This is a genomic window from Actinomyces gerencseriae DSM 6844 (assembly GCF_000429265.1).
Lineage (GTDB): Bacteria > Actinomycetota > Actinomycetes > Actinomycetales > Actinomycetaceae > Actinomyces > Actinomyces gerencseriae.
In genome coordinates this window covers 138367-159663 of record NZ_AUBN01000010.1, presented here as the reverse complement: position 1 = coordinate 159663, position 21297 = coordinate 138367, and the positions used below count along the sequence as shown (strand labels likewise).

General features: G+C 71.3%; 17 protein-coding genes and 1 tRNA gene. 15 read left to right on the top strand and 3 right to left on the bottom strand.

Annotated elements, in window-relative coordinates; all coding sequences use genetic code 11:
• The first annotated feature begins 11 nt into the window (after positions 1-11).
• The 5 genes from G448_RS0104840 (at position 12) to pafA (ending at position 6406) form a co-directional block, all read left to right on the top strand.
• On the top strand, positions 12-1196 hold the full coding sequence (locus G448_RS0104840; protein ID WP_026407078.1) for a tRNA (adenine-N1)-methyltransferase: 1185 nt from the start codon (positions 12-14) through the stop codon (positions 1194-1196).
• A complete protein-coding gene (arc, locus tag G448_RS15115) occupies positions 1189-2895 on the top strand; it encodes a proteasome ATPase (protein WP_051268626.1) in 1707 nt (568 codons plus the stop codon). The genes G448_RS0104840 and arc overlap by 8 nt, the downstream gene beginning before the upstream one ends.
• Complete coding sequence (locus G448_RS0104830) at positions 2892-4709, top strand: proteasome accessory factor PafA2 family protein (protein WP_026407077.1); 1818 nt, start codon at positions 2892-2894, stop codon at positions 4707-4709. Before arc ends, G448_RS0104830 begins: the two co-directional genes overlap by 4 nt.
• Before the next feature lie 84 nt (positions 4710-4793).
• Positions 4794-4970, top strand: coding sequence for a ubiquitin-like protein Pup (locus G448_RS0104825; protein WP_034494389.1), 177 nt, complete (start codon positions 4794-4796; stop codon positions 4968-4970).
• 2 nt (positions 4971-4972) lie between these two features.
• Positions 4973-6406: a Pup--protein ligase gene (gene pafA, locus G448_RS0104820; RefSeq protein WP_034494387.1), complete on the top strand. Its 1434-nt coding sequence runs from the start codon at positions 4973-4975 to the stop codon at positions 6404-6406.
• A gap of 203 nt (positions 6407-6609) precedes the next feature.
• On the opposite strand, the gene G448_RS16980 is transcribed toward pafA, so the two are convergent.
• Positions 6610-6936, bottom strand: coding sequence for a hypothetical protein (locus G448_RS16980; protein WP_156910918.1), 327 nt, complete (start codon positions 6934-6936; stop codon positions 6610-6612).
• Between G448_RS16980 and G448_RS15110 the strand changes: the two genes are divergently transcribed.
• From G448_RS15110 to pyk, 6 genes are all read left to right on the top strand, one after another.
• Positions 6920-7915, top strand: a complete 996-nt coding sequence (locus tag G448_RS15110; RefSeq protein ID WP_051268624.1) for an FKBP-type peptidyl-prolyl cis-trans isomerase — start codon at positions 6920-6922, stop codon at positions 7913-7915. The genes G448_RS16980 and G448_RS15110 overlap by 17 nt on opposite strands.
• 113 nt (positions 7916-8028) lie before the next feature.
• Positions 8029-8799, top strand: coding sequence for an imidazole glycerol phosphate synthase subunit HisF (gene hisF, locus G448_RS0104810; RefSeq protein ID WP_026407074.1), 771 nt, complete (start codon positions 8029-8031; stop codon positions 8797-8799).
• A gap of 438 nt (positions 8800-9237) precedes the next feature.
• Positions 9238-9636: a phosphoribosyl-AMP cyclohydrolase gene (gene hisI, locus G448_RS0104805; RefSeq protein WP_084436333.1), complete on the top strand. Its 399-nt coding sequence runs from the start codon at positions 9238-9240 to the stop codon at positions 9634-9636.
• A gap of 117 nt (positions 9637-9753) precedes the next feature.
• Entirely contained in the window at positions 9754-10578 is an 825-nt protein-coding gene (locus G448_RS0104800) for an indole-3-glycerol phosphate synthase TrpC (RefSeq protein ID WP_026407072.1), read from the top strand.
• Positions 10579-11568 carry a prolipoprotein diacylglyceryl transferase gene (lgt, locus tag G448_RS15105; RefSeq protein WP_051268623.1) on the top strand — a complete coding sequence of 330 codons (990 nt, stop codon included), beginning with the start codon at positions 10579-10581 and terminating at the stop codon, positions 11566-11568. It begins immediately after the preceding gene.
• Positions 11569-11668: 100 nt separating this feature from the next.
• A complete protein-coding gene (gene pyk, locus G448_RS0104790) occupies positions 11669-13087 on the top strand; it encodes a pyruvate kinase (protein WP_026407071.1) in 1419 nt (472 codons plus the stop codon).
• A 218-nt stretch (positions 13088-13305) separates the two neighbouring features.
• Here pyk and G448_RS0104785 read toward each other — a convergent pair.
• Positions 13306-13379 (bottom strand) — tRNA-Leu (locus tag G448_RS0104785).
• Between the two features lie 67 nt (positions 13380-13446).
• Here G448_RS0104785 and G448_RS0104780 point away from each other — a divergent pair.
• On the top strand, positions 13447-14058 hold the full coding sequence (locus G448_RS0104780; protein WP_026407070.1) for an ANTAR domain-containing response regulator: 612 nt from the start codon (positions 13447-13449) through the stop codon (positions 14056-14058).
• A gap of 55 nt (positions 14059-14113) precedes the next feature.
• Here G448_RS0104780 and G448_RS0104775 read toward each other — a convergent pair whose 3' ends face one another.
• Positions 14114-14641 (bottom strand): PaaI family thioesterase, encoded by a 528-nt coding sequence (locus G448_RS0104775; protein WP_026407069.1) that lies wholly within the window; start codon positions 14639-14641, stop codon positions 14114-14116.
• A gap of 17 nt (positions 14642-14658) precedes the next feature.
• On the opposite strand from G448_RS0104775, the gene polA reads away from it, so the two are divergent.
• The 3 genes from polA (at position 14659) to G448_RS0104760 (ending at position 21186) form a co-directional block, all read left to right on the top strand.
• The gene (polA, locus tag G448_RS0104770; RefSeq protein ID WP_034494383.1) at positions 14659-17484 is read left to right on the top strand and encodes a DNA polymerase I; all 2826 of its coding nucleotides are present in this window, start codon (positions 14659-14661) and stop codon (positions 17482-17484) included.
• Between the two features lie 297 nt (positions 17485-17781).
• The gene (gene rpsA, locus G448_RS0104765) at positions 17782-19236 is read left to right on the top strand and encodes a 30S ribosomal protein S1 (RefSeq protein ID WP_026407067.1); all 1455 of its coding nucleotides are present in this window, start codon (positions 17782-17784) and stop codon (positions 19234-19236) included.
• Positions 19237-19434: 198 nt separating this feature from the next.
• Positions 19435-21186: a hypothetical protein gene (locus G448_RS0104760; RefSeq protein WP_026407066.1), complete on the top strand. Its 1752-nt coding sequence runs from the start codon at positions 19435-19437 to the stop codon at positions 21184-21186.
• The last annotated feature ends 111 nt before the right edge of the window (positions 21187-21297 follow it).

Below are 21297 nucleotides of genomic sequence, written 5' to 3'. Positions count from 1 at the left end.
GACTCGCCGTGATGAGTGAGCAGCGCAGTCCGGAGCCCGCCGGGGCCGTCGTCCCCGGTCCGACGACCGCGGGCACCGATGGGCCCGCGGAGCCGACGAGATCCTCCCCGTCCTCCCCGTCCGTGCCCTCCGCACCGGGGCGTCCCCCGCGCTCCGGCGTCCGGGGGGTCCTCGGTCAGGCCGGTCGCCGCGGCCCCTTCCGCTACGGCGAGCGCGTCCAGGTCACCGACTCCAAGGGCTCGAGGAGCACCTTCCTGCTCGATCCCCGCGGCTGCTTCCAGTCCCGTCGCGGCGGCTTCCGCCACCGCGACGTCGTCGGCCTCGACGAGGGCACCGTGCTCACCACGGAGACCGGCCATGAGCTCCTCCTCCTGCGCCCGCTGCTGGCCGACTACGTCCTGTCCATGCCCCGGGGCGCCCAGGTCGTCTACCCCAAGGACTCCGGGCAGGTCGTCGCCATGGGCGACATCTTCCCCGGCGCGACGGTCCTGGAGGCCGGCGTGGGCTCCGGGGCGCTCACCATGAGCCTGCTGTCCGCCATCGGGGAGAGCGGGCGCCTGCTGTCCATCGAACGGCGCGACGACTTCGCCCGGATCGCAGCATCCAACGTCGACTCCTGGTTCGAGGGCCATCACCCCGCCTGGGAGCTGCGCACCGGCGACTTCGCAGAGGTCACTGCGAATCATGTCGCCGATGCCTCCGTCGATCGCATCGTCCTGGACATGCTCGCCCCCTGGGAGAACGTGGGGGAGAGTGCGCGCGTTCTCGTGCCGGGAGGTCTGCTGCTGGCCTATGCCGCCACCACCCCCCAGCTCTCCCGCACGGTCGAGGCCCTGCGCCGCTGCGGTCTGTTCACCGAGCCCGAGTCCTGGGAGTCCATGGTGCGCACCTGGAACGTCGATGGGTTGTCCGTGCGCCCCGATCACCGCATGGTCGCCCACACCGGCTTCCTCCTGACCGCCCGGCGCCTCGCGGCCGGCTCCAGGCCATTGACCCGGAAGCGCCCTCCCGCCCGCGGCGCCTACGACGAGAGCGGCTACTGGGTTCCCGAGGACGTGGGGGAGCGCACGAGCTCGGACCGAAAGGTTCGTCGGGTCCTGCGCGACTGCCTCGCCAAGCAGCCCGAGGACGCCACTGCGGTCCTGCCCGGCGGCCCGACGCGGGCCGTCGTCGGGGAGGCGGAGGCGCATGCCTGATCCTCACCCCTCGGGCGGGTTCCCGGAGGCGCCTGCGCCCGACTTCATCAGCCATCAGCTGCGAGAGGCCCGCGCTGAGGCCATCAGCCTGTCCGCGAAGAACGAGCGCCTCGTCGAGGCGCTCACCGCCGCCCGCGAGCGCGTGGCCGAGCTGGGCGCGCAGCTCGACTCCGTCACTCTGCCGCCGGTCACCCTCGCCCTGCTCACGGGCGTCCCGGACGGGCCACTCGCCTCCAATGCCGGTGGCGAGGAGGCCATCACGCGCCCAGGGCGATCGGCCGAGGTCGATGTCGTCCTCGGCGGGCGGCCCATGCGCCTGGGCCTGCACGCGAGCCTCGACGCCGGCGACCTGACCGTCGGCCAGCTGGTGGCCGTCAGCGACCAGATGCTCGTCGTCGACGCCCTGCCCGCCCCCGACACCGGCGAGGCCGTCACCCTGGAGGAGGTCCTGGACTCCTCCCGCACGTCCCGCGTCCTGGTCTCCACCGGGGCGGGCGCGACTCGCGTCGTCCACCTGGCGGGTCACCTGGATCCCGCGGCCCTCGGGCCCGGCGACACCCTGGTCGCCGACCTGCGCGCCGGGGTCGCCACGGCCGTGGTCGAGCGCACCGGTATCGAGCAGCTCGTCGTCACCGAGACCCCCGACGTCTCCTGGGACGACATCGGCGGCTTCGGCCCTCAGATCGACCAGATCCGAGACGCTCTCGAGCTGCCCTTCACCCATCCGGGCCTCTACCGCGCCTACGACCTGCGGGCCCCCCGGGGACTGCTCCTGTACGGCCCGCCCGGCTGCGGCAAGACGCTGATCGCCAAGGCCGTGGCCACATCCCTGGCCGGTCAAGTGCCTCCGGGCGACGGTCCGGGGGCCCGCGGGCCCTCCGCGGCGTTCCTGAACATCAAGGGCCCCGAGCTGCTCAGCAAGTTCATCGGCGAGACCGAGCGGCAGATCCGGGCCATCTTCGATCAGGCCCGCAAGGTCGCGGCCGAGAACCGGCCCGTCGTCATCTTCTTCGACGAGATGGAGGCTCTGCTCCGCACCCGCGGCACCGGGGTGTCCTCGGACGTCGAGACCACGATCGTCCCGCAGATCCTGGCGGAGATCGACGGCGTGGAGTCCCTGGGCAATGTCGTCGTCATCGGGGCCTCGAACCGGGAGGACATGATCGATCCCGCCGTCCTGCGCCCGGGCCGGCTCGATATGAAGATCCGCATCAGCCGCCCCGACGCGGCCGGTGCCCTGGAGATCCTGGCCAAGCACCTCACGGCCGACCTGCCGCTCGACCCGGGGGAGCTGGCCGCCGCCGGAGGCGATCGCGAGGCCGCCGCGGAGTCCATGCGCCGGGCGGCCGTCCGCGCCCTGTGCACCCGCGACCCCGCCGGCGAGGTGCTCGAGGTCGTCTACGCCTCCGGTAGGCGGGAGACTCTTCATCTCGCGGATCTCCTCAGCGGCGCCATGCTCGCCGCCATCGTCGCGCGCGCCAAGACCTCCGCCATCAAGGACGAGCTGAACGGCGGGCGCGGGGGCATGTCCACCCCGCGGCTCCTGGAGGCCGTCGTCGCCGAGTCCCGCCAGAACGAGGACATCGCGGGCCCCACAGCTCCGGAGGACTGGGCCCGGCTCATCGGCCGTCGCGGCGAGACCGTCCGCTCGGTGCGGCGCCTTCCCGCCGCACCGGATGCATCGAGGGAGGACGCATGACCGAGCCCGCACCGGCCTTCCGCCCAGTCGTACGGCCCGTCGGCCTCGAGACCGAGTTCGGCGTCCTCGCGCCCGGCGATCCCCGCGCCAGCGCCGTCGCCATGGCCAGCCGGGTCGTGGAGGCGTACGCGGCGGTCTCGCGCCCTGATGCGAGGGGTCCGGACGGCGCTCCTGCCGGGGCGGTGCGCTGGGACTACGAGGACGAGGACCCCCTCGCCGACCTGCGCGGCGGACGCCTCGACCGGGCCGCCGCTCATCCCAGCCTGCTCACGAACGACCCGGCCCGCCCCGCTCCCTCCGGCGACGCGCCGCTCCGTCGGCCCGATGAGCGCGGCACCCCGGGGGGGCCGCCGGCCTTGTCGGGCCCATGGCGCCGCGACGGGTCCGGGGATCGCCCGGGGGGAGGGGCGGATCAGCCGCCCGCCCCGTGGGGGGCCCGGCCCCGTCCCGGCGCGGCCGAGGCCGCGCTTCCGCGCGCCTCCACAGCGGTGCTGGCCAACGGCGCGCGTCTGTACGTCGATCACGCTCACCCCGAGTACTCCTCACCGGAGGTGCTCACGCCCCGGGACGCCGTCGTATGGGACCGCGCCGGCGAGCTGATCGCGCGCCGGGCGATGATCGCCCTGACGGAGGCCGTCGGGGGCGCGCCGTCCGGTGAGGTCGTCCTGTACAAGAACAACGTCGACGGCAAGGGCGCGACCTACGGCTCCCACGAGAACTACCTTGTGCGCCGGGACCTGGCCTTCAGCGACCTCGCCCCGGCGCTCATCCCCTTCCTCGTCACCCGTCCCGTCATCGCGGGGGCCGGGCGGGTCGGCATCGGTCAGCGCTCCCAGCGACCCGGCTTCCAGATGAGCCAGCGCGCCGACTACGTGGAGAGCGACGTCGGCCTGCAGACCACCTTCAACCGACCGATCGTCAACACCCGTGACGAGCCGCACGCGGATACGGCTCGCTTCCGCCGCCTTCACATCATCAACGGCGACGCCAACCGCTTCGACGTCCCCATCTACCTCAAGATCGCCACGACGGATCTTCTCCTGTGGTACCTCGAGCGCGCCTCGGCGCGCGGGGAGCGGCTGGGGGCCCTGGCCCCCCTGCGCCTGGTCCGGGACCCGGTGGAGGACCACTGGGCGACCTCCCACGACACCACCCTGACCCGCGCCCTGATCACGGTCTCAGGTCCCATGACGGCTCTGGAGATCCAACGGGCGCACCTGGGAGCGGTCGTGGACGCCCTGAGGGAGGACTACGGCGGCACGGGCCGCGACCACGTCGGCGAGGAGACGGCCGCCGCCGTCGCCCTCTGGGGCGAGACCCTGACGGCCCTGGAGGACTACGCCGCGGCACGGGGCTCCTGCCGGGAGGCCGAGGCCACCACGCGCGCCGCCGCGCTCGTGGAGTGGGTCGCCAAGAAGCAGCTGTGCGACGCCATGCGCGCACGGACCGGTGCGGGGTGGGAGGACCCGCGTCTGGCGGCCCTCGACATCCAGTGGGCCGATCTGCGCATCGGCCACGGCGTCGCGGACAGGCTCATCGCGGCCGGTCGCACCCGTCGGCTGACCACCGATGCGGAGATCGAGGCGGCCGTCGATACCGCGCCGTCCGGGACGCGCGCCGCCATCCGGGGACTGGCCGTGGCCCGATACGGCGCCGTCGTGGCCGCCTCCTGGACGAGCCTCGTGCTGGACCTGCCCGGCCACGAGCACCTGCTGCGAGTCGCCCTGCCGGATGATGTGCGGGCCGACTCGCAGCGGGTCGCCGATGTGCTCGATCAGATCCGGATAACGATGTGCTCGATCAGATCCGGATAACGATTGGGCCACATCGAGGCATGGGGGCAGACTGAGCCCACGAGGAGCGACGGGCAGCGCCCCGACCGTCAGGCAGGAGGCACCATGAGCACTCACGAGCAGATCCGCCCCACCGGGGGCCGTGGCGACGACGAGGCCCCCGACGCGGCCGGTCAGGCCCGGGCGGCCGGTGTCGATGAGATCCTCGACGAGATCGACTCCGTCCTGGAGACCAATGCGGCGGCCTTCGTGGAGGGCTTCGTCCAGAAGGGCGGAGAGTGAGGATGCCGCGCTCGCGCAAGCCCGCGCGGCGGATCATCGGTGTGGAGACCGAGTACGGCATCACCTGCGCATCGACGACCGGCGGTGCGCCGCCCCTGGACGCCGATCATGCGGCGCGCGAGCTCTTCGAGCCCGTTGTGCGCCTCAACCGCTCCTCCAACGTCTTCACCCGCGGCGGGGCGCGCCTCTACCTCGACGTCGGCAGCCACCCCGAGTTCGCCACCGCCGAGTGCGACCGGCTCGCCGACCTCCTGGCACAGGACCGGGCGGGGGAGATCACCATGGCCGATCTCGCCGAGCGGGCCAGCACCCGTCTGGCGGAGCGGGGCGTGCCCGGCCGCATCCACCTGCTCAAGAACAACCTCGACGCCGAGGGCTCCGGCTTCGGCTGCCACGAGAACTACCTCGTGCGCCGTCGCGGCGACTTCTGGAACGATGCCCGTGCCCTCGTGCCCCACCTGGTCACCCGTCAGATCCTCATCGGCGCCGGTCGCGTTCTGCCCGGCGGTCACGGCGCCGCCCCCCGGTACGTCTTCTCCCAGCGCGCCGACCAGATGGAGGACGCCGTCTCCTCGGCCACCACTCGCTCGCGCCCCCTGATCAACACTCGTGACGAGCCTCATGCCGACGCCGATCTCTACCGGCGCATGCATGTGATCGTCGGCGATTCCAACATCGCCCAGGGATCGACCCTCCTCAAGGTCGGAGCCATGGACCTGCTGCTGGACTACCTCGAGGAGGGCGGCGGTCTCGCGGACCTTCGGCTCGCCCGTCCCATGAAGGCCATCCGCGATACCTGCCACGACCTGACGGGCGCAGCGGTCCTGGAGCTCGCGGATGGGCGCACCATGACGCCGGTGGACCTGCAGACCGAGCATCTGGCCAGGGTGAGCGAGCACGTCCGGAACCTGGACCTGACCGAGCTCCACCGTCAGGTCCTCGACCTGTGGGAGCGGGGCCTGGACGCCGTGCGCTCGGGCAGGCCCCAGGACGTGGCCACGGACCTGGACTGGGCGGCCAAGCATCAGCTCCTGACCCGTTACGCCGAGCGCGTCGGCGCCGAGCTGGATGATCCGCGCCTGTCGCGGCTCGCTCTGGCCTATCACGACGTGAGCCCGAGGGCCGGACTGCGTCTGAGGATGGAGCGGGCCGGACTGCTGCGGCGTCTCGTCGACGAGAAGACGTGCCGCGCCGCCGTCGACACCCCGCCGGCCACGACTCGTGCGCACCTGCGCGGAGCCGCGGTCGGACGGGCGCAGGATCTGCGCCGGGATCTGTCGGCCGACTGGGTGAATCTGCGTCTTGATGATGACCGCTCCCGGCCCGTCGCCCTGCGCGATCCCTTCAGCGCCGTCGATGAGCGCGTCGACACCCTCATGGAGGCCATGGAGGCGTCCACAGGGTCTCCCACCCTCGATCTGCCCGCCGGCGTCTGAGACGCCGTTACCGACGTGCGTCGACAATCTGGCACACTGGAAAGTCCGATGACTGCCTTCTCGCCCTCCTCCCACGAAACGACGCGGCTGCCCCAGGTCGGGCAGGACGGTCGGCCGTTGACGCGTCGCCAGAGGCGTGAGCTGGAGCGCGCCCGTGAGGGCGTCGATTCCCAGCCCGCCGCGCCGCCCGCGCCTGACTGGACTCATCCCGCCCCGCGGACGCGCGCCGGGATGCCGGTCCCGGCCGAGCCGCTCCGCGCGGAGGAGGCCGAGGAGACCGAGGCGCCCGTATCGGTCTTCGCGCCATCCGAGTCCGCTGCGCCGGCGACGCCGTCCTTGCCGTCACCGTCAGCGACATCAGCGACATCAGCGACATCAGCGACATCAGCGCTGTCGGCGGCGGGGCCGCCCTCCACGGCCGAGCCTCCGACCTCCACGGGGGCCCAGCGGGCGATCGGCGCAGCACTGGGACGCCCACGACCACGAGGGCGCGTCGCCGTCATCCTGGCGGTCGTGGCGGCGGTGGCCATCGTCGCCGCACCTCTGGTCGCGGCCCGCGTGTGGGGCGGAGGAGCGGGGTCCCCCGGTTCCTCGGGTGCCGCCTCCGGCGGGACCGTCAGCGCCGACGGGCCGCTCGACACGGTGCTGGAGGTCGCCGGACGCGTCGGAGCCGTCCCCGTCGTCTCATTGAAGGGGAGTCTCGCACCCGCCACCGCCATGACCACCGACCAGATCGTCGCGGGGCAGGGGCGCACCTTGAGCGCCGGCGACGCCGTCGTGCTGTCCGTGGCCGTCTTCGATGGTGATGACGGCACGAATGTCACCGGCACCAAGGCGGGCACGCGCCTGTACCGCGGCACACTCGACGCCGACAAGATCGGAGCCGACCTCGCCAACGCGGTCATGGGGGTCTCCGAGGGATCGCGGCTCGTCGTGCGCGCTCCGCGGACGAAGGATGACCAGACCAGGAGCACCGAGATCACAGTGATCGACGTCCTGCCCACCACCGCGACCGGGACGACCCAGTCGCCGGCTGAGGGCACGCCCGCGGTCACCGTGAACGACGACGGCACGGCGACGCTGTCCGTTCAAGGGCTCCCGGTGCCCACGCGCTCCACCGCCGCCGTGCTCGTCCAGGGCGACGGCCCACAGGTAGGGGCCGACAGCGTCGTCCTGGCCCGGTACGCCACGGTGAACTGGGCCGACGGCAACCAGCACGCCACCACGTACGGCATGACGACGCCGCCGGGCACGATCGACATGCGCAACGCCCTCGCCGGCGTCAAGGAGCACCTGGTCGACGCCCAGGTGGGCAGCCGGATCGTCATCTCGATCCCGGCCGATCAGGCGGCCGGCGAGGGAGCGGTTGCCGTGGTCGTCGACGTCCTGGCGATCGCGGACGACAGGCTCACCGACGGCGCTAGCGCCACTGGTGCCGCCGCGCCCCCGACCCCGGACCCCGATAACGGCCCGGGTATTGTGCACGTGACCCCGAGCGCCAACCAGTAGCGGGGCGCGCCGCTCGCCGAGCCGCGCGAGCATGCCGAGGCCCGCGCAGGAAGGCGCGTCGGGCCCGCGTTATCCTGAGCCGGCCCGCACCCCCGATCCGTTCAGGAGCCGCCATGAGCGTCGCCGTCCGTGTCATCCCATGCCTCGACGTCAAGGACGGGCGCGTCGTCAAAGGCGTGAACTTCGTGGGCCTGCGGGATGCCGGCGACCCGGTGGAGCTCGCCGGGCGCTACGACCGCCAGGGAGCCGATGAGATCACCTTCCTGGACGTCTCCGCCTCAGCCGAGGGGCGCGCCACCATGCTGGATGTCGTCTCGGCCACTGCGGAGCAGGTCTTCGTGCCGCTGACCGTGGGCGGGGGCGTGCGCAACGTCGAGGACGTCGACCTCCTCCTGCGCGCCGGGGCGGACAAGGTCAGCATCAACACCGCCGCCATCGACCGCCCTGGGCTCTTGTCCGAGGTCGCCGAGCGCTTCGGCAGCCAGGTGCTGGTCCTGTCGGTCGACGCACGGCGCTGCCCGGAGGGTGTGAGCACTCCGTCGGGGTACGAGGTCACGACCCACGGCGGGCGGCGCTCGACCGCCATCGACGCCGTCCAGTGGGCGGTGCGGGCCGTGGACCTGGGGGCGGGGGAGATCCTGCTCAACTCCATGGACGCCGACGGCGCGACCAGCGGCTTCGACCTGCGGATGCTCGACGACGTCCGACGCGAGGTGAGCGTCCCGCTCATCGCCTCCGGCGGTGCGGGTCGGGCAGAGGACTTCTCCGCGGCGGCGGATCACGGCGCGGACGCCGTGCTGGCGGCGAGCGTCTTCCACTACGGCGCGATGACCGTCGGCGCCGCGAAGAACGCCCTGCGGGTCGCCGGGCATCCGGTACGGTGATCTCATCCCCGCCCGGAGCGCGCACCCCTGCGGTCGGTCGACGGAGGGGAGCAGCCCGGGTGGCCGGGCTCCGGGGCTGGGGATCGCCGCGGCGGGTCTCCGGCTGCTGAGGAGAGTTCCCGTCATCATCCGCGGTGCGATGGGCGCCAGCGCGGCCAACCGGGGCGGGGCTGGCAACAGGGGCCGTGGCCGCGGCCGGGCTTCCCTGGGGATCATCTTCATCCGTGCTCGACACGGTGCCGGCCATCATCCTGCTCTTCCTCGTGGCCGTCTAGGGCGCCTCGGGCCGGAAATCCGGTGGCCACCACCGTACCGCTCAGGGCTGGTCAGGACGTTCAGGGCGGATTGGGGCCGAGCCGTTCATGCCGGCCGGACTCCCGAGGCGGACCGCGCAGGACCGGGGCCCCGCGGGGCGCGCCATCGTGCGACAATCCGCCTGTGAACGATCCCCGCAGCCTCGATGTCTCCGACGGCCCGCTGCCCGCCGTACTCGCCTCCCGCCTCAAGCGCGACGCGTCAGGACTCGTCGTTGCCGTGGTCCAGCAGCACGACACCCGTGAGGTGCTCATGGTCGGATGGATGGACGACGAGGCGCTGCGCCGCACGTTGACCGAGGGCCGCGTCACGTTCTGGTCCCGCTCCCGTCGAGAGTACTGGCGCAAGGGCGATACCTCGGGCCACCGCCAGTACGTCAAGTCCGTTCGCATCGACTGCGATGGCGACGCCCTGCTGGTCGAGGTGGACCAGGTCGGAGCCGCGTGCCACACCGGTGAGCGCACCTGCTTCCAGGCGGGTGGCGATCTCGGCGCGGTCGCGGGGGAGCGTCCCGTCGGCTGAGCGGATTTGCCTAAGTCGCCCGCCCCCGGGGACGATGACCTCGATGAGCGCCGCCGGCACGTCCGCTGCGCGCGCCTCGCAGTTCGCCGGAATCACGCGTGCAGGAGGTGGTGACCCGTGATGGCCTTCGACGACCTGGTCGCCGCCACGCGCTCCGCCGTCGCCTCCCGGCAGCGCTCCGCTCCGCTGAGGGAGCTGCGCGAGAGGACCCGTTCCGTCCCCACCGCGCGCAATGTCGCCTCGGTGCTGCGCGCACCCGGGCGGGTCGTCTCCGTGATCGCCGAGGTCAAGCGCGCCACCGCGACCTTCGCCGATCTGTCCGGGGTGGGGGATGTCGCCGTTCTCGCTCGCTTCTACGAGGCCGGAGGGGCCGCCTGCGTCTCGGTGGTCACCGAGCCGGTCCGCTCGCACGGGCGCCTGTCGGACCTGGACGCGGTGCGCGGAGCCGTGGAGGTGCCGGTGCTGGCCAATGATGTCATCGTCACCCCCTATCAGGTCCACGAGGCGCGCGCTCACGGGGCCGACATGCTCGTCCTGGACGCCCGCCTCGAGCCGCTCGTCCTGGAGTCGCTCATCGAGCGCACCCACTCCCTGGGCATGGCGGCGGTCGTCGAGGCCCATTCCCGGAGCGAGGCCCTGACCGCGGTGGCTGCGGGCGCGCGCTACGTGTCGGTCGATGCCCGTGATCCGGACACCCTGGCCGTGGACCGCTCCCGCTTCGAGCAGGTGGCGGAGGTGCTGCCCGCCTCAGTGACCCGCATGGCCACCGGCGGCGTGTCCGGGCCGTACGACGTCATGAGCTATGCGCGCGCGGGTGCCGATATCGTCGTCGTGGGGGAGGCGGTCATCCGCTCAGCCGACCCCCAGCAGTTCGTCGCCGAGCTGGTCGCCGCGGGCAGTCATCCCGCGCTCATTCCCGCCGCCCACCGAGAGGTTCTCTGAGTGCTTACTGCTTCCATCCCGAGCCCCGCCCGGGGCGTGTGGTACATCGGCCCGTTCCCGCTGCGCGCCTACGCCCTGTGCATCCTCGCCGGGGTCTTCGTCGCCGTATGGTGGTCCGATCGCCGTTACCGGGCGCTGGGCGGCTCCCGTGACACCGCCCTGGACGTCGCTCTGATCGCGGTGCCGATCGGCATCGTCGGCGCGCGGCTCTACCACGTGGTGACCTCGCCGGACGCCTTCTTCGGGCCGGGCGGGAACCCGGCTCTCATCCTGCAGACCTGGCACGGGGGGCTGGGCATCTGGGGGGGCGTCGCCTTCGGGGCCGTCGCCGGGGTCTGGCTGCTTCGTCGACGCGGGCTGCGGCTGGGGCCCTTCTACGACGCCGCGGCTCCGACGATCCTGGTCGCCCAGGCCATGGGGCGGTTCGGAAACTACTTCAACCAGGAGCTGTTCGGCGGGCCCACCACCCTGCCGTGGGGCCTGGAGATCGATCGCGCCCACCTGCCGGCGGGATACGCCCCGGGCACCCTGTTCCATCCCGCCTTCCTCTACGAGGCCCTGTGGAACGTCGCCGGCGCCCTCTTCCTCGTCTGGCTCGGACGGTACCTGATGCGTCGCGACGGGGCGATGGGAGGACGTCTCCTGTGGGCCTACCTCATGGTCTACACGTCCGGACGCGTGTGGATCGAGATGCTGCGCGTCGACGAGGCCCACCATGTTCTCGGACTGCGTCTCAACGTGTGGACCTCGGTCCTCGTCTTCCTTCTCGGCCTGGTCGGCTACGTCATGACCTCGCGCCGTCATCTCGATGACGCGATCATCCGCGGCGACGCGCCCGCGCAGGCGGATGCCCGGGACCTGGACGAGGGTGCTGGGGGAACGGGGGACGCGTCGGCCGGGGAGACCGGTGCACGACCCCGGAGCCAGGATGCTCGTGATGAGGATGAGGAGGAGGAGAGGGGAGCGGCAGCAGCATCGGCGGAGGAGTAACGAGCTTCGGCGACCCGGTCCGGCCGAGCCGGGTCGGATTCGGCCGAATCCGATCGGGTCCCGCCCGGGATATGACATGCGAGGCGTGTAGGCTTGCCTCATGCGCAGAGCAAAGATCGTATGCACCCTGGGGCCGGCCACCGATTCTCCCGAGAACGTGCAGGCGCTCGTGGACGCCGGCATGAATGTCGCACGCATCAACCGGTCCCACGGACGTGCCGAGGACCAGGAGGACGTCATCGCTCGCGTGCGAGCCGCCGCCGAGACCTCCGGGAACCCTGTGGCCATCCTGGTCGACCTCCAGGGGCCCAAGATCCGCCTGGGCACCTTCGTGAACGACCAGAAGGTCATGCTCAACAAGGGCGACGAGTTCACGATCACCACCGACGACATTCTGGGCACCGTCAAGCGCGTCTCGACGACCTTCAAGGGCCTGCCGGGGGACTGCCGGCCCGGCGACCGCCTCCTCATCGATGACGGCAATGTCGCCGTGCGCGTCACCGCGGTCACCGACACCGACGTCATCACCAAGGTCGAGGTGCCCGGCTACGTCTCCAACCACAAGGGCCTCAACCTCCCCGGCGTCGCCGTGTCCGTGCCGGCCCTGAGCGAGAAGGACCGGGACGATCTGCGCTGGGCCATCAAGATCGGCGCCGACCTCATCGCCCTGTCCTTCGTCCGCAACGCGGACGACATCAAGGACGTTCACGACATCATGGACGAGGCGGGGGTGCGCATCCCCGTCATCGCCAAGATCGAGAAGCCGCAGGCGGTGGACAACCTCTTCGACATCGTCTCCGCGTTCGACGGCATCATGGTCGCCCGCGGCGACCTGGGCGTCGAGATGCCGCTGGAGGCCGTGCCCCTGGTTCAGAAGCGGGCCATCGAGCTGGCCCGTCGTCAGGCCAAGCCGGTCATCGTCGCGACTCAGGTGCTGGAGTCCATGATCCAGAACCCGCGTCCCACGCGTGCCGAGGCCTCGGACTGCGCCAATGCGATCCTCGACGGCGCCGACGCCGTCATGCTCTCCGGCGAGACCAGCGTCGGGGCCTACCCGATCGAGGCCGTGCGCACCATGGCCAACATCATCGAGAACGTCGAGGCTCACGGCGGCGAGCGCATCGCTCCGCTGGGCTCCTACCCCCAGACCCGCGCCGGCGCCCTGACTCGCGCGGCCGCCGAGATGGGCGAGCAGCTCGACGTCACCCACCTGGTGACCTTCACCCAGTCCGGTGACACGGCTCGGCGCCTGTCGCGCCTGCGCTCGCCCCTCCCGCTGCTGGCCTTCACCCCGCTGCGCTGCACGCGCAACCAGCTGGCGGTGTCCTGGGGCGTGCAGTGCTACGAGGTGCCCGAGGTCCGGCACACCGACGAGATGGTGGCACAGGTGGATGATCTCCTCCAGCGCAAGCACTTCGCCCAGGCCGGCGACACCGTCATCATCGTGGCGGGCATGCCTCCGGGCACGGCCGGATCGACCAACTCGATCCGAGTCCACACGGTCGGGGAGTTCGACTGACGGCGCATGGATGATGCGGCCCGCTCTCGGCGGACCGCGGTCGCAGGGCCCGCACCGGGAGGAGGCGCGGGCCCGTTGCGGTTCCGGTCCCGCGCCTCCGACAGCCGGGTCGGCTCGGCCGCCCGGCTGGGCGCGCCCCGCACCCGACGCGGCTCCGATGAGAAGCGGATGCGGGCGCGCGCAACCCGACGGACACCCGATGGGCTGCGGTGCCTCCGTACCTCCAGTGGGATTCGAACCCACAACACTCCGATTTTGAGTCGGATGCCTCTGCCAGTTGGGCTATGGAGGCGTGGTCGCACTCACAGGCCGGGGCGCTGCTCGCGCGGCGACGTGGTTCACCATACTAGGATCAGCCCGTGAGCAACCAGTCAACCACCTCCCGAACCCGCAGGGTCATCGTCGCCGAGGACGAGACCCTGATCCGTCTGGACATCGTCGAGACCCTCACCGAGGCCGGCTACGAGGTCGTCGCCGAGGCCGCCGACGGCGAGGAGGCCGTCCGTCTGGCTGACGAGCATGAACCCGATCTGTGCGTCATGGACGTCAAGATGCCGGTCCTGGACGGCATCACCGCCGCCGAGCGCATTCTGGACAAGCACAACTGCGCTGTGGTCATGCTCACCGCGTTCTCGCAGACCGAGCTCGTCGAGCGCGCCTCCGCGGCCGGTGCCATGGCCTACGTCGTCAAGCCCTTCACACCGGCCGACCTGATTCCCGCTCTGGAGATCGCGCTGTCCCGCTACGAGGAGATCCAGTCCCTGGAGAGCGAGATCTCCGACCTCCAGGAGCGTTTCGAGACTCGCAAGCGCGTCGACCGTGCCAAGGGACTACTCATGGAGAAGATGGGGCTGAGCGAGCCCGAGGCCTTCCGCTGGCTGCAGAAGACCTCGATGAATCGCCGCTTGACCATGCGAGAGGTGGCCGACGCCGTTATCGAGCAGGTCGGCGCGAAGAAGAGCGAGGACTGACAGTTGACAGTCCGGAGTGCGCCGGAGTCGGAGAGCCAGAGCCTCAGGGCGACCCTCAGATCTCCTCGGTGTCGGTGTAGAGACTGCGCAGCACTCCACGGGCCACCGGGCGGCCGTCCTCGTCGCTGATCCTCACCTCGTAGACCGCGGTGCGCCGGCCTCGATGAACGGGCGTCGCCACCGCCGTCACCCAGCCGCGTCGGGCGAGGTGCAGGTGGCTGACCTGGAGCTCGGTCCCCACGGGAGCGGCCCCGTCCGGGGCGGCTTCGCGCGCCGCCACCGACGCCGCCGTCTCGACGAGGGCCGCACTCGCGCCGCCGTGCAGGATCCCGAGGGCCTGGCGGGCTCCGTCAACGGGCATGCGCACGACTGTCCGCTCCGCGGAGCGCTCCAGCACCTCCATGCGCAGCGTCGCCATGAGGGTTCCGCGCTCGGAGTCCGCCATGCCCGACGCGCCCACGGCGCTGACGGCGCTGACGGCCGAGCCCGCGGGGCGCGGGTCGGGGAACGGGCGCACCGCCTTGGCGGGGAAGGCTACGGGGACGTCGGCGGAACGGGGGGTCGGGAACTCGTCGCTGCTCATACCCGTAGGCTGGCACGGTGAGCATCACCGCGACCAGTCCCGCCCCCGAGCCCGCCGGACGCCTTCTTCTCATCGACGGCCACTCCATGGCCTTCCGGGCCTTCTACGCCCTGCCCGTGGACAGCTTCACGACGTCCACGGGGCAGACCACCAATGCGGTCCACGGCTTCGTCTCCATGTTCCTGTCGCTGCTCGAGCAGGAGGAGCCGACCCACGTCGCCGTCGCCTTCGACCTGCCCGGCGGCACCTTCCGCACGCAGGAGTACGCCGACTACAAGGGCACTCGGGACGAGACCCCGGCGCCCTTCATCGGGCAGGTGGACCTCATCGAGGAGGTGCTGACGGCGATGAACGTGCGGGCCCTGACCGCCGCCGGCTATGAGGCGGATGACATCCTCGCCACTCTGGCGGCCTCGGCCCAGGCCGAGGGCATGGAGGTCCTCGTGTGCTCCGGGGACCGCGACTCCTTCCAGACGGTGACGGATCGCTGCACGGTGCTCTACCCCGTCAAGGGCGTGTCCACCCTGCGGCGCATGACGCCCGCGGAGGTCGAGGACCGTTACGGAGTCCCGCCGCGGCGCTACCCCCAGCTGGCCGCCCTGGTGGGCGAGCCCAGCGACAACCTGCCGGGCGTTCCGGGGGTCGGCCCCAAGACCGCCGCGAAGTGGATCAACCTCTACGACGGGCTCGACGGCGTGATCGCCCATGCCGATCGGATCAAGGGCAAGGCCGGGCAGTCCCTGCGCGACCACATGTCCGACGTCATGCGCAACCGGCACCTGAACCATCTGGTGACGGACCTCGACCTGGGCGTGGCGCCCGCCGCCGACCTGACCCTGCGGCCCGCCGATCGCATCGAGCTGACCCGCATCATGGACGCACTGGAGTTCCGCACCCTGCAGCAGCGGGCTCAGCGGATCCTGACCTTCTCCGACACCGTCGGCCGTGCGGACGACGCCGCGACGGGCGGGGGGACGGGAGGAGACTCCCCGGCGGCCCGGCTCGACGCCCTCCGGGTCGCCGTGCTCGGCCGCGACCTCGCTCCCGGAGAGCTGGGGGAGTGGCTCGCGAATCACCTGACGACCGGCAGTGGCGCGGGGACCGGAACCCGCGGACTGGGGCTCGACGTCATCGGCTCACCGCGACCGGGGCGGGCCGATGCCACCGCGATCGCGCTGTCCGACGGCCACGACGCCGTCGTCGTCGATCCCGTCCTGGTTGCGCCCGAGGACGAGACGGCACTACTCGACCTGCTCGGCGGCACCGGGACCCCCCTGGTCGTCACCGACGCCAAGGGCGCCTGGCACGCCCTGCGCGCCCGCGGCCTGACACTCGACGGCGTCATCTTCGACCCTGCGCTGGCCGGCTACCTGTGCCGCCCCGAGCAGCGCAGCTACGATGTCGACTCCCTGGCGCAGCGCTGGCTGGGCATCGACCTGGGAGCCCTGGGGACCGACGACGCGGATGGTCGGGAGCAGACCTCCTTCGACCTGGAGGCGCTCACCACGGCCGAGGGCCCGGACGCCGCCCCGGCCCAGGCGTTGGTGGCCGCCCGCCGCGCCGCCCTCCAGGGCGACCTCGCCGCGGTCCTGGAGCGCGAGCTCGAGCAGCGGGAGGCGGATGTGCTCTTCACCGAGCTGGAGATGCCCGTGGCCGCCGCCCTGGCCGAGATGGAGGAGGCCGGCATCGCCGTCGACGAGGCCGTGCTCGCCGCGCGCGAGACCGAGCTCGACGCCCGTGTCACTCACGCCGCCGAGGCCGCCTACGCCGCCGCCGGTCACGAGCTGAACCTTTCCAGCCCCAAGCAGCTCCAGACGGTCCTGTTCGACGAGCTCGACATGCCCAGGACCCGCAGGACCAAGACCGGCTACACCACCGATGCCGGCGCCCTCGCCGAGCTGTACGCCAAGACCGGTCACCCCTTCCTGGAGAACCTGCTGGAGCACAGGGACGCCATCAAGCTGCGCCAGACCGTCGAGGGCCTGCGCAAGGCCATTCAGCCCGATGGGCGCATCCGCACCACCTTCCAGCAGACGATCACCACCACCGGGCGCCTGTCCTCGACGGATCCGAACCTGCAGAACATCCCCGCACGCACGAGGGAGGGCATGCGCATTCGCGAGGCCTTCATCGTGGGCCGGGGTCACGAGTGCCTCATGACGGCCGACTACTCCCAGATCGAGATGCGCATCATGGCGCACCTGTCGGGGGATGAGGCGCTCATCGAGGCCTTCCGCAGCGGAGAGGATCTGCACCGCTACGTGGCCGCCCTGGTCCACGACATCGACGTGGCGGACGTCACCGTCGAGCAGCGCGGTCGCGTCAAGGCCATGAGCTACGGACTCGCCTACGGGCTGTCCACCTACGGGCTGGCCAAGCAGCTGGGGATCGCCAGTGCGGAGGCCGCGGGCCTGAGAGACGCGTACTTCGCCCGCTTCGGTCGTGTCCACGACTACCTCGAAGGCGTCGTCGAGCGGGCTCGGCGCGATGGCTACACCCAGACCATGTTCGGCCGGCGCCGCTACCTGCCGGACTTGTCCAGCGACAGCCGGCAGCGCCGGGAGATGGCGGAGCGGGCCGCGCTCAACGCCCCGATCCAGGGCAGCGCGGCCGACATCGTCAAGAAGGCGATGATCGATGTGGCCCAGTCCCTGGACGCCGCGGAGCTGGACTCCCGGCTGCTCCTGCAGATCCACGACGAGCTGCTCGTGGAGATCGCGCCGGGCGAGTCGGAGGCCGTCGAGCGCATCCTGCGCGAGCGGATGGGGGCGGCCGCCGAGCTGTCGGTGCCCCTGGACGTCTCGGTCGGCCGGGGCGCGACCTGGCGGGACGCCGCGCACTGAGAGGGCGGGGAAGGGCACTGCGGGGCCGCCGGGTGGGAGGTGCGCGGCGCCAGGGGGCTCCGAGGAGTGCGGGGGACCGGACGGAGGTGAGGGATCGCACGGGGATCACGATCCTCTTTAGTGATCTCGAACAGGTCACGTGCTGGGCATCTCCTGATAGAGTCCGAGTTGTGTGCCCCTGGGTGTCGCACCGACACGCCACCGTGCCGTGAGTTCAGTCCGGGCTGGCTCGGGGACCGGGGGGCTCATGGTTCCTATCAACCCGACCTATCTGTCCGTATTCGGAGCAACCACTCAATGACCACCACCACGCCCAGCCCCGCCCCGGTCGCCGTCAACGACATCGGCTCGACCGAGGAGATCCTCGCCGCCGTCGACGAGACCATCAAGTACTTCGATGACGGCGACATCGTCGAGGGCACCGTCGTCAAGGTCGACCGAGACGAGGTCCTCCTGGACATCGGCTACAAGACCGAGGGCGTCATTCTCGCTCGCGAGCTGTCCATCAAGCACGACGTCGACCCCGACGAGATCGTCTCGGTCGGCGACGAGATCGAGGCCCTGGTGCTTCAGAAGGAGGACAAGGAGGGCCGCCTGCTCCTGAGCAAGAAGCGCGCCCAGTACGAGCGCGCATGGGGCACCATCGAGCGGGTCAAGGAGGAGGACGGCGTCGTCACCGGTTCCGTCATCGAGGTCGTCAAGGGCGGCCTCATCCTCGACATCGGCCTGCGCGGTTTCCTCCCCGCCTCCCTGGTCGAGATGCGTCGCGTCCGCGATCTCCAGCCCTACGTGGGTCGTGAGCTCGAGGCCAAGATCATCGAGCTGGACAAGAACCGCAACAACGTGGTCCTGTCCCGCCGCGCCTATCTCGAGCAGACTCAGTCCGAGGTCCGCACCAACTTCCTCCAGACCCTTCAGAAGGGTCAGGTTCGCACAGGTGTGGTCTCCTCCATCGTCAACTTCGGCGCCTTCGTGGACCTGGGCGGCGTGGACGGTCTCGTCCACGTCTCCGAGCTGTCCTGGAAGCACATCGACCACCCCTCCGAGGTCGTCGAGGTGGGCACCGAGGTCACCGTCGAGGTGCTCGACGTCGATTTCGACCGCGAACGCGTCTCCCTGTCGCTCAAGGCCACCCAGGAGGACCCGTGGCAGGCGTTCGCCCGCACGCACGCCATCGGCCAGGTCGTCCCCGGCAAGGTCACCAAGCTGGTCCCCTTCGGCGCCTTCGTCCGCGTCGAGGACGGCATCGAGGGCCTCGTCCACATCTCCGAGCTGGCCCAGCGCCACATCGAGGTGCCCGAGCAGGTGGCCAAGGTCGGTGACGAGGTCTTCGTCAAGGTCATCGACATCGACCTCGAGCGCCGCCGCATCTCCCTGTCCCTCAAGCAGGCCAACGAGGGCGTGGATCCCGGCTCGGAGGACTTCGACCCCTCGCTGTACGGCATGGCCGCCGAGTACGACGAGAACGGCAATTACAAGTACCCCGAGGGCTTCGACCCGGAGACCAACGAGTGGCTCGAGGGCTTCGATGCTCAGCGCGAGGCCTGGGAGGCGGAGTACGCAGCCGCTCACGCGCGCTGGGAGGCCCACAAGGCCCAGGTCGCCAGGGCCCTGGAGCAGGACACGGAGACCAGCGGGGCCGCGGCTCCGGCCGGTGCCGCCTCGTACTCCTCGGCCGCGTCCGAGTCGACCGGCACTCTGGCCTCCGACGAGGCGCTGGCGGCTTTGCGCGAGAAGCTGACCGGGAACTGAGCCGATACCTCTCGGCCGATTCACCGACCCCGAACGAGGGCCCGCCCACTTGGGTCATGGAGGTGGGCGGGCCCTCGTCCATCTGCTCCATCCGCGACGGGCTCGGCTCCCCATCGCGCCATCCCGGCCGGTGTGTGAGGCTGGTGCAAGAACTGAGCCGCGCGTGATGCGGACACAGCCCACGAGCAAGGGGAGACGATGACCACCTGGGACGAGCTCACGGATCTGCTTGTCGAGTCCGGAGACGTCCGCTCGCTCGCGGCGCAGGCCCGCCTCTACGACGCGATTCTCCTCATGGGCTCGCAGCAGCTTCCGGAGGGCGAGAGTGCCCGGCGCCTGGCCACGGCGCTCGCGAAGGTCGACCGCACCTGGCTGGCCGCGCTGGGCGAGGACCCGACGCGATCCCGCGAGGACATCGATCGCGCCGTCGAGCGGTGCGGTCGGTTGCGTGCCGCGGGAGGCCTGTCGGCATTGCCGTTGCGCTACGCACGCGTCGAGCTGTGCACCTTCTTCGGCGAGCGGGCCGACGCGCTCGAGCAGTTGCGCGTCGCCCGTCTGTTCTCCTTCGACGACGCCGACGCCGGCGCGACGCTGGCGACCGCCCGCATGCACGACGACTTCTCCGGAGTCATCCGGACCACGTCCGGGGTCCCCAAGCGCCCCGAGGCCGATCCGGCGGGGACCTCCCGCAGCCTGGCCGCGTCCCTGCTGCCGTATCTCGCGCAGCGGCGCAAGGTCGAGGCCGAGGACGCTCTCATGTCCCTGCAGTGGATCGAGGCCCCGGCGTCGTTGCGCATGTCGATTCTGGGGGACGAGCTGGAGTACCTGGGCCTGTCGGGGCAGTGGGAGCGGGGCCTGGCGCTCCTGCGTCACACGGACGCCACCGGCACCCGTGACACCACCGCCTGGGGGCTGCTCAACGCGGCGGTCGGGGCCAGTCTCGTCCTGCGCGAGGCCAACCGAGCCGGCTACGGCTCGAACGCCCTGGGCTCGTCGATCAGCTGGACCACGTCCTGGGACGCGTCCTTGAAGGTCACCGGCTGGGACACCGTGGTGCACGCCTACGATGCGCTGACCACCTTCGCCCGCACGATCAGCGTGCGCTTCGACGAGCGCAACGGCAACAACGGCGTGTCCTACCGCGTGGAGTCGCGCATGGCCGGCGAGGCCTCCGGACTGGCCTCCCGGTCCTACGGCACGGTGACCGGGACCGCCGTCGACGAGCATCGTCTGCAGCGTCGGGACGCCCTGCTGAAGGAGGTCAACGAGCTGCTCGTCCTCGCCCGGGGCTACGGCCTGGGCGCGGTGCACGAACGCGCTATGAAGACGGCGGAGACGGTCAGCCGGTCGTTGGAGCTCGTGACCGATGACAGTCAGCTCGAGGGCATCGTCGATCTGAGGATCGCGTTCGCCAGGCTGTTGCTGGCCCTGGGCGCCGCCGAGCGGGCCGAGCGGGAGTCCCTCGACACCAGTGAGCTGTGCCTGTCGCAGGGATGGATCGAGTTGGCGTGCGCGAGCCTGGCCACCGCCGCTCGGGCGGCCGGCACCCGCAACGACGTCAGGTCCGCGCGGACTCATTGGCTCCATGTGCGCGAGCTCATGGCGGACTGGGGGATCTCGCGCATGAAGGAGCGACTCACCATCCTGACCGACGCCATCGGCAGTCCGGAGACGAGTTGCGTCGCCTTGACGCTGTTGGCCGAGGTCACCGCCGAGGGCGTCTCCGCGGAGCCCGCTCGCGCCTCCGCGGCGAGGGAGGCGTGCAGACGGGGCCGGGCCGAGCTCGACCGGTGCAAGTCCGCTCCGAGTGGTGTCGCCGACCGGATCGCCGCGGTCGAGCGGACGATCGCCCCCTATGGACGAGGACGGTCCGGCCGGCGGCGAGCCGGTGGCGATGAGACGATGACCACCTCCGCCGCTCATGCCCGGGACGAGACCGTCAACGGGTGAGGGGCCGAGCCCGTCCCGGTCCTGCGGGTCCTCCTGCTCGCCGGACTCATGGCCCGCGTCACGGGCCTCACGCTCGCACAGCCCCATTGACGCCGACGGGCAGGTCCTGCT

Coding starts and splice junctions, on each gene's coding strand:
- G448_RS0104840 (WP_026407078.1), top strand. CDS start 12: ATGAGTGAGCAGCGCAGTCCGGAGCCCGCCGGGGCCGTCGTCCCCGGT.
- arc (WP_051268626.1), top strand. CDS start 1,189: ATGCCTGATCCTCACCCCTCGGGCGGGTTCCCGGAGGCGCCTGCGCCC.
- G448_RS0104830 (WP_026407077.1), top strand. CDS start 2,892: ATGACCGAGCCCGCACCGGCCTTCCGCCCAGTCGTACGGCCCGTCGGC.
- G448_RS0104825 (WP_034494389.1), top strand. CDS start 4,794: ATGAGCACTCACGAGCAGATCCGCCCCACCGGGGGCCGTGGCGACGAC.
- pafA (WP_034494387.1), top strand. CDS start 4,973: ATGCCGCGCTCGCGCAAGCCCGCGCGGCGGATCATCGGTGTGGAGACC.
- G448_RS16980 (WP_156910918.1), bottom strand. CDS start 6,936: ATGGCCACCGCCGCCACGACCGCCAGGATGACGGCGACGCGCCCTCGT.
- hisF (WP_026407074.1), top strand. CDS start 8,029: ATGAGCGTCGCCGTCCGTGTCATCCCATGCCTCGACGTCAAGGACGGG.
- pyk (WP_026407071.1), top strand. CDS start 11,669: ATGCGCAGAGCAAAGATCGTATGCACCCTGGGGCCGGCCACCGATTCT.
- G448_RS0104775 (WP_026407069.1), bottom strand. CDS start 14,641: ATGAGCAGCGACGAGTTCCCGACCCCCCGTTCCGCCGACGTCCCCGTA.
- rpsA (WP_026407067.1), top strand. CDS start 17,782: ATGACCACCACCACGCCCAGCCCCGCCCCGGTCGCCGTCAACGACATC.
- G448_RS0104760 (WP_026407066.1), top strand. CDS start 19,435: ATGACCACCTGGGACGAGCTCACGGATCTGCTTGTCGAGTCCGGAGAC.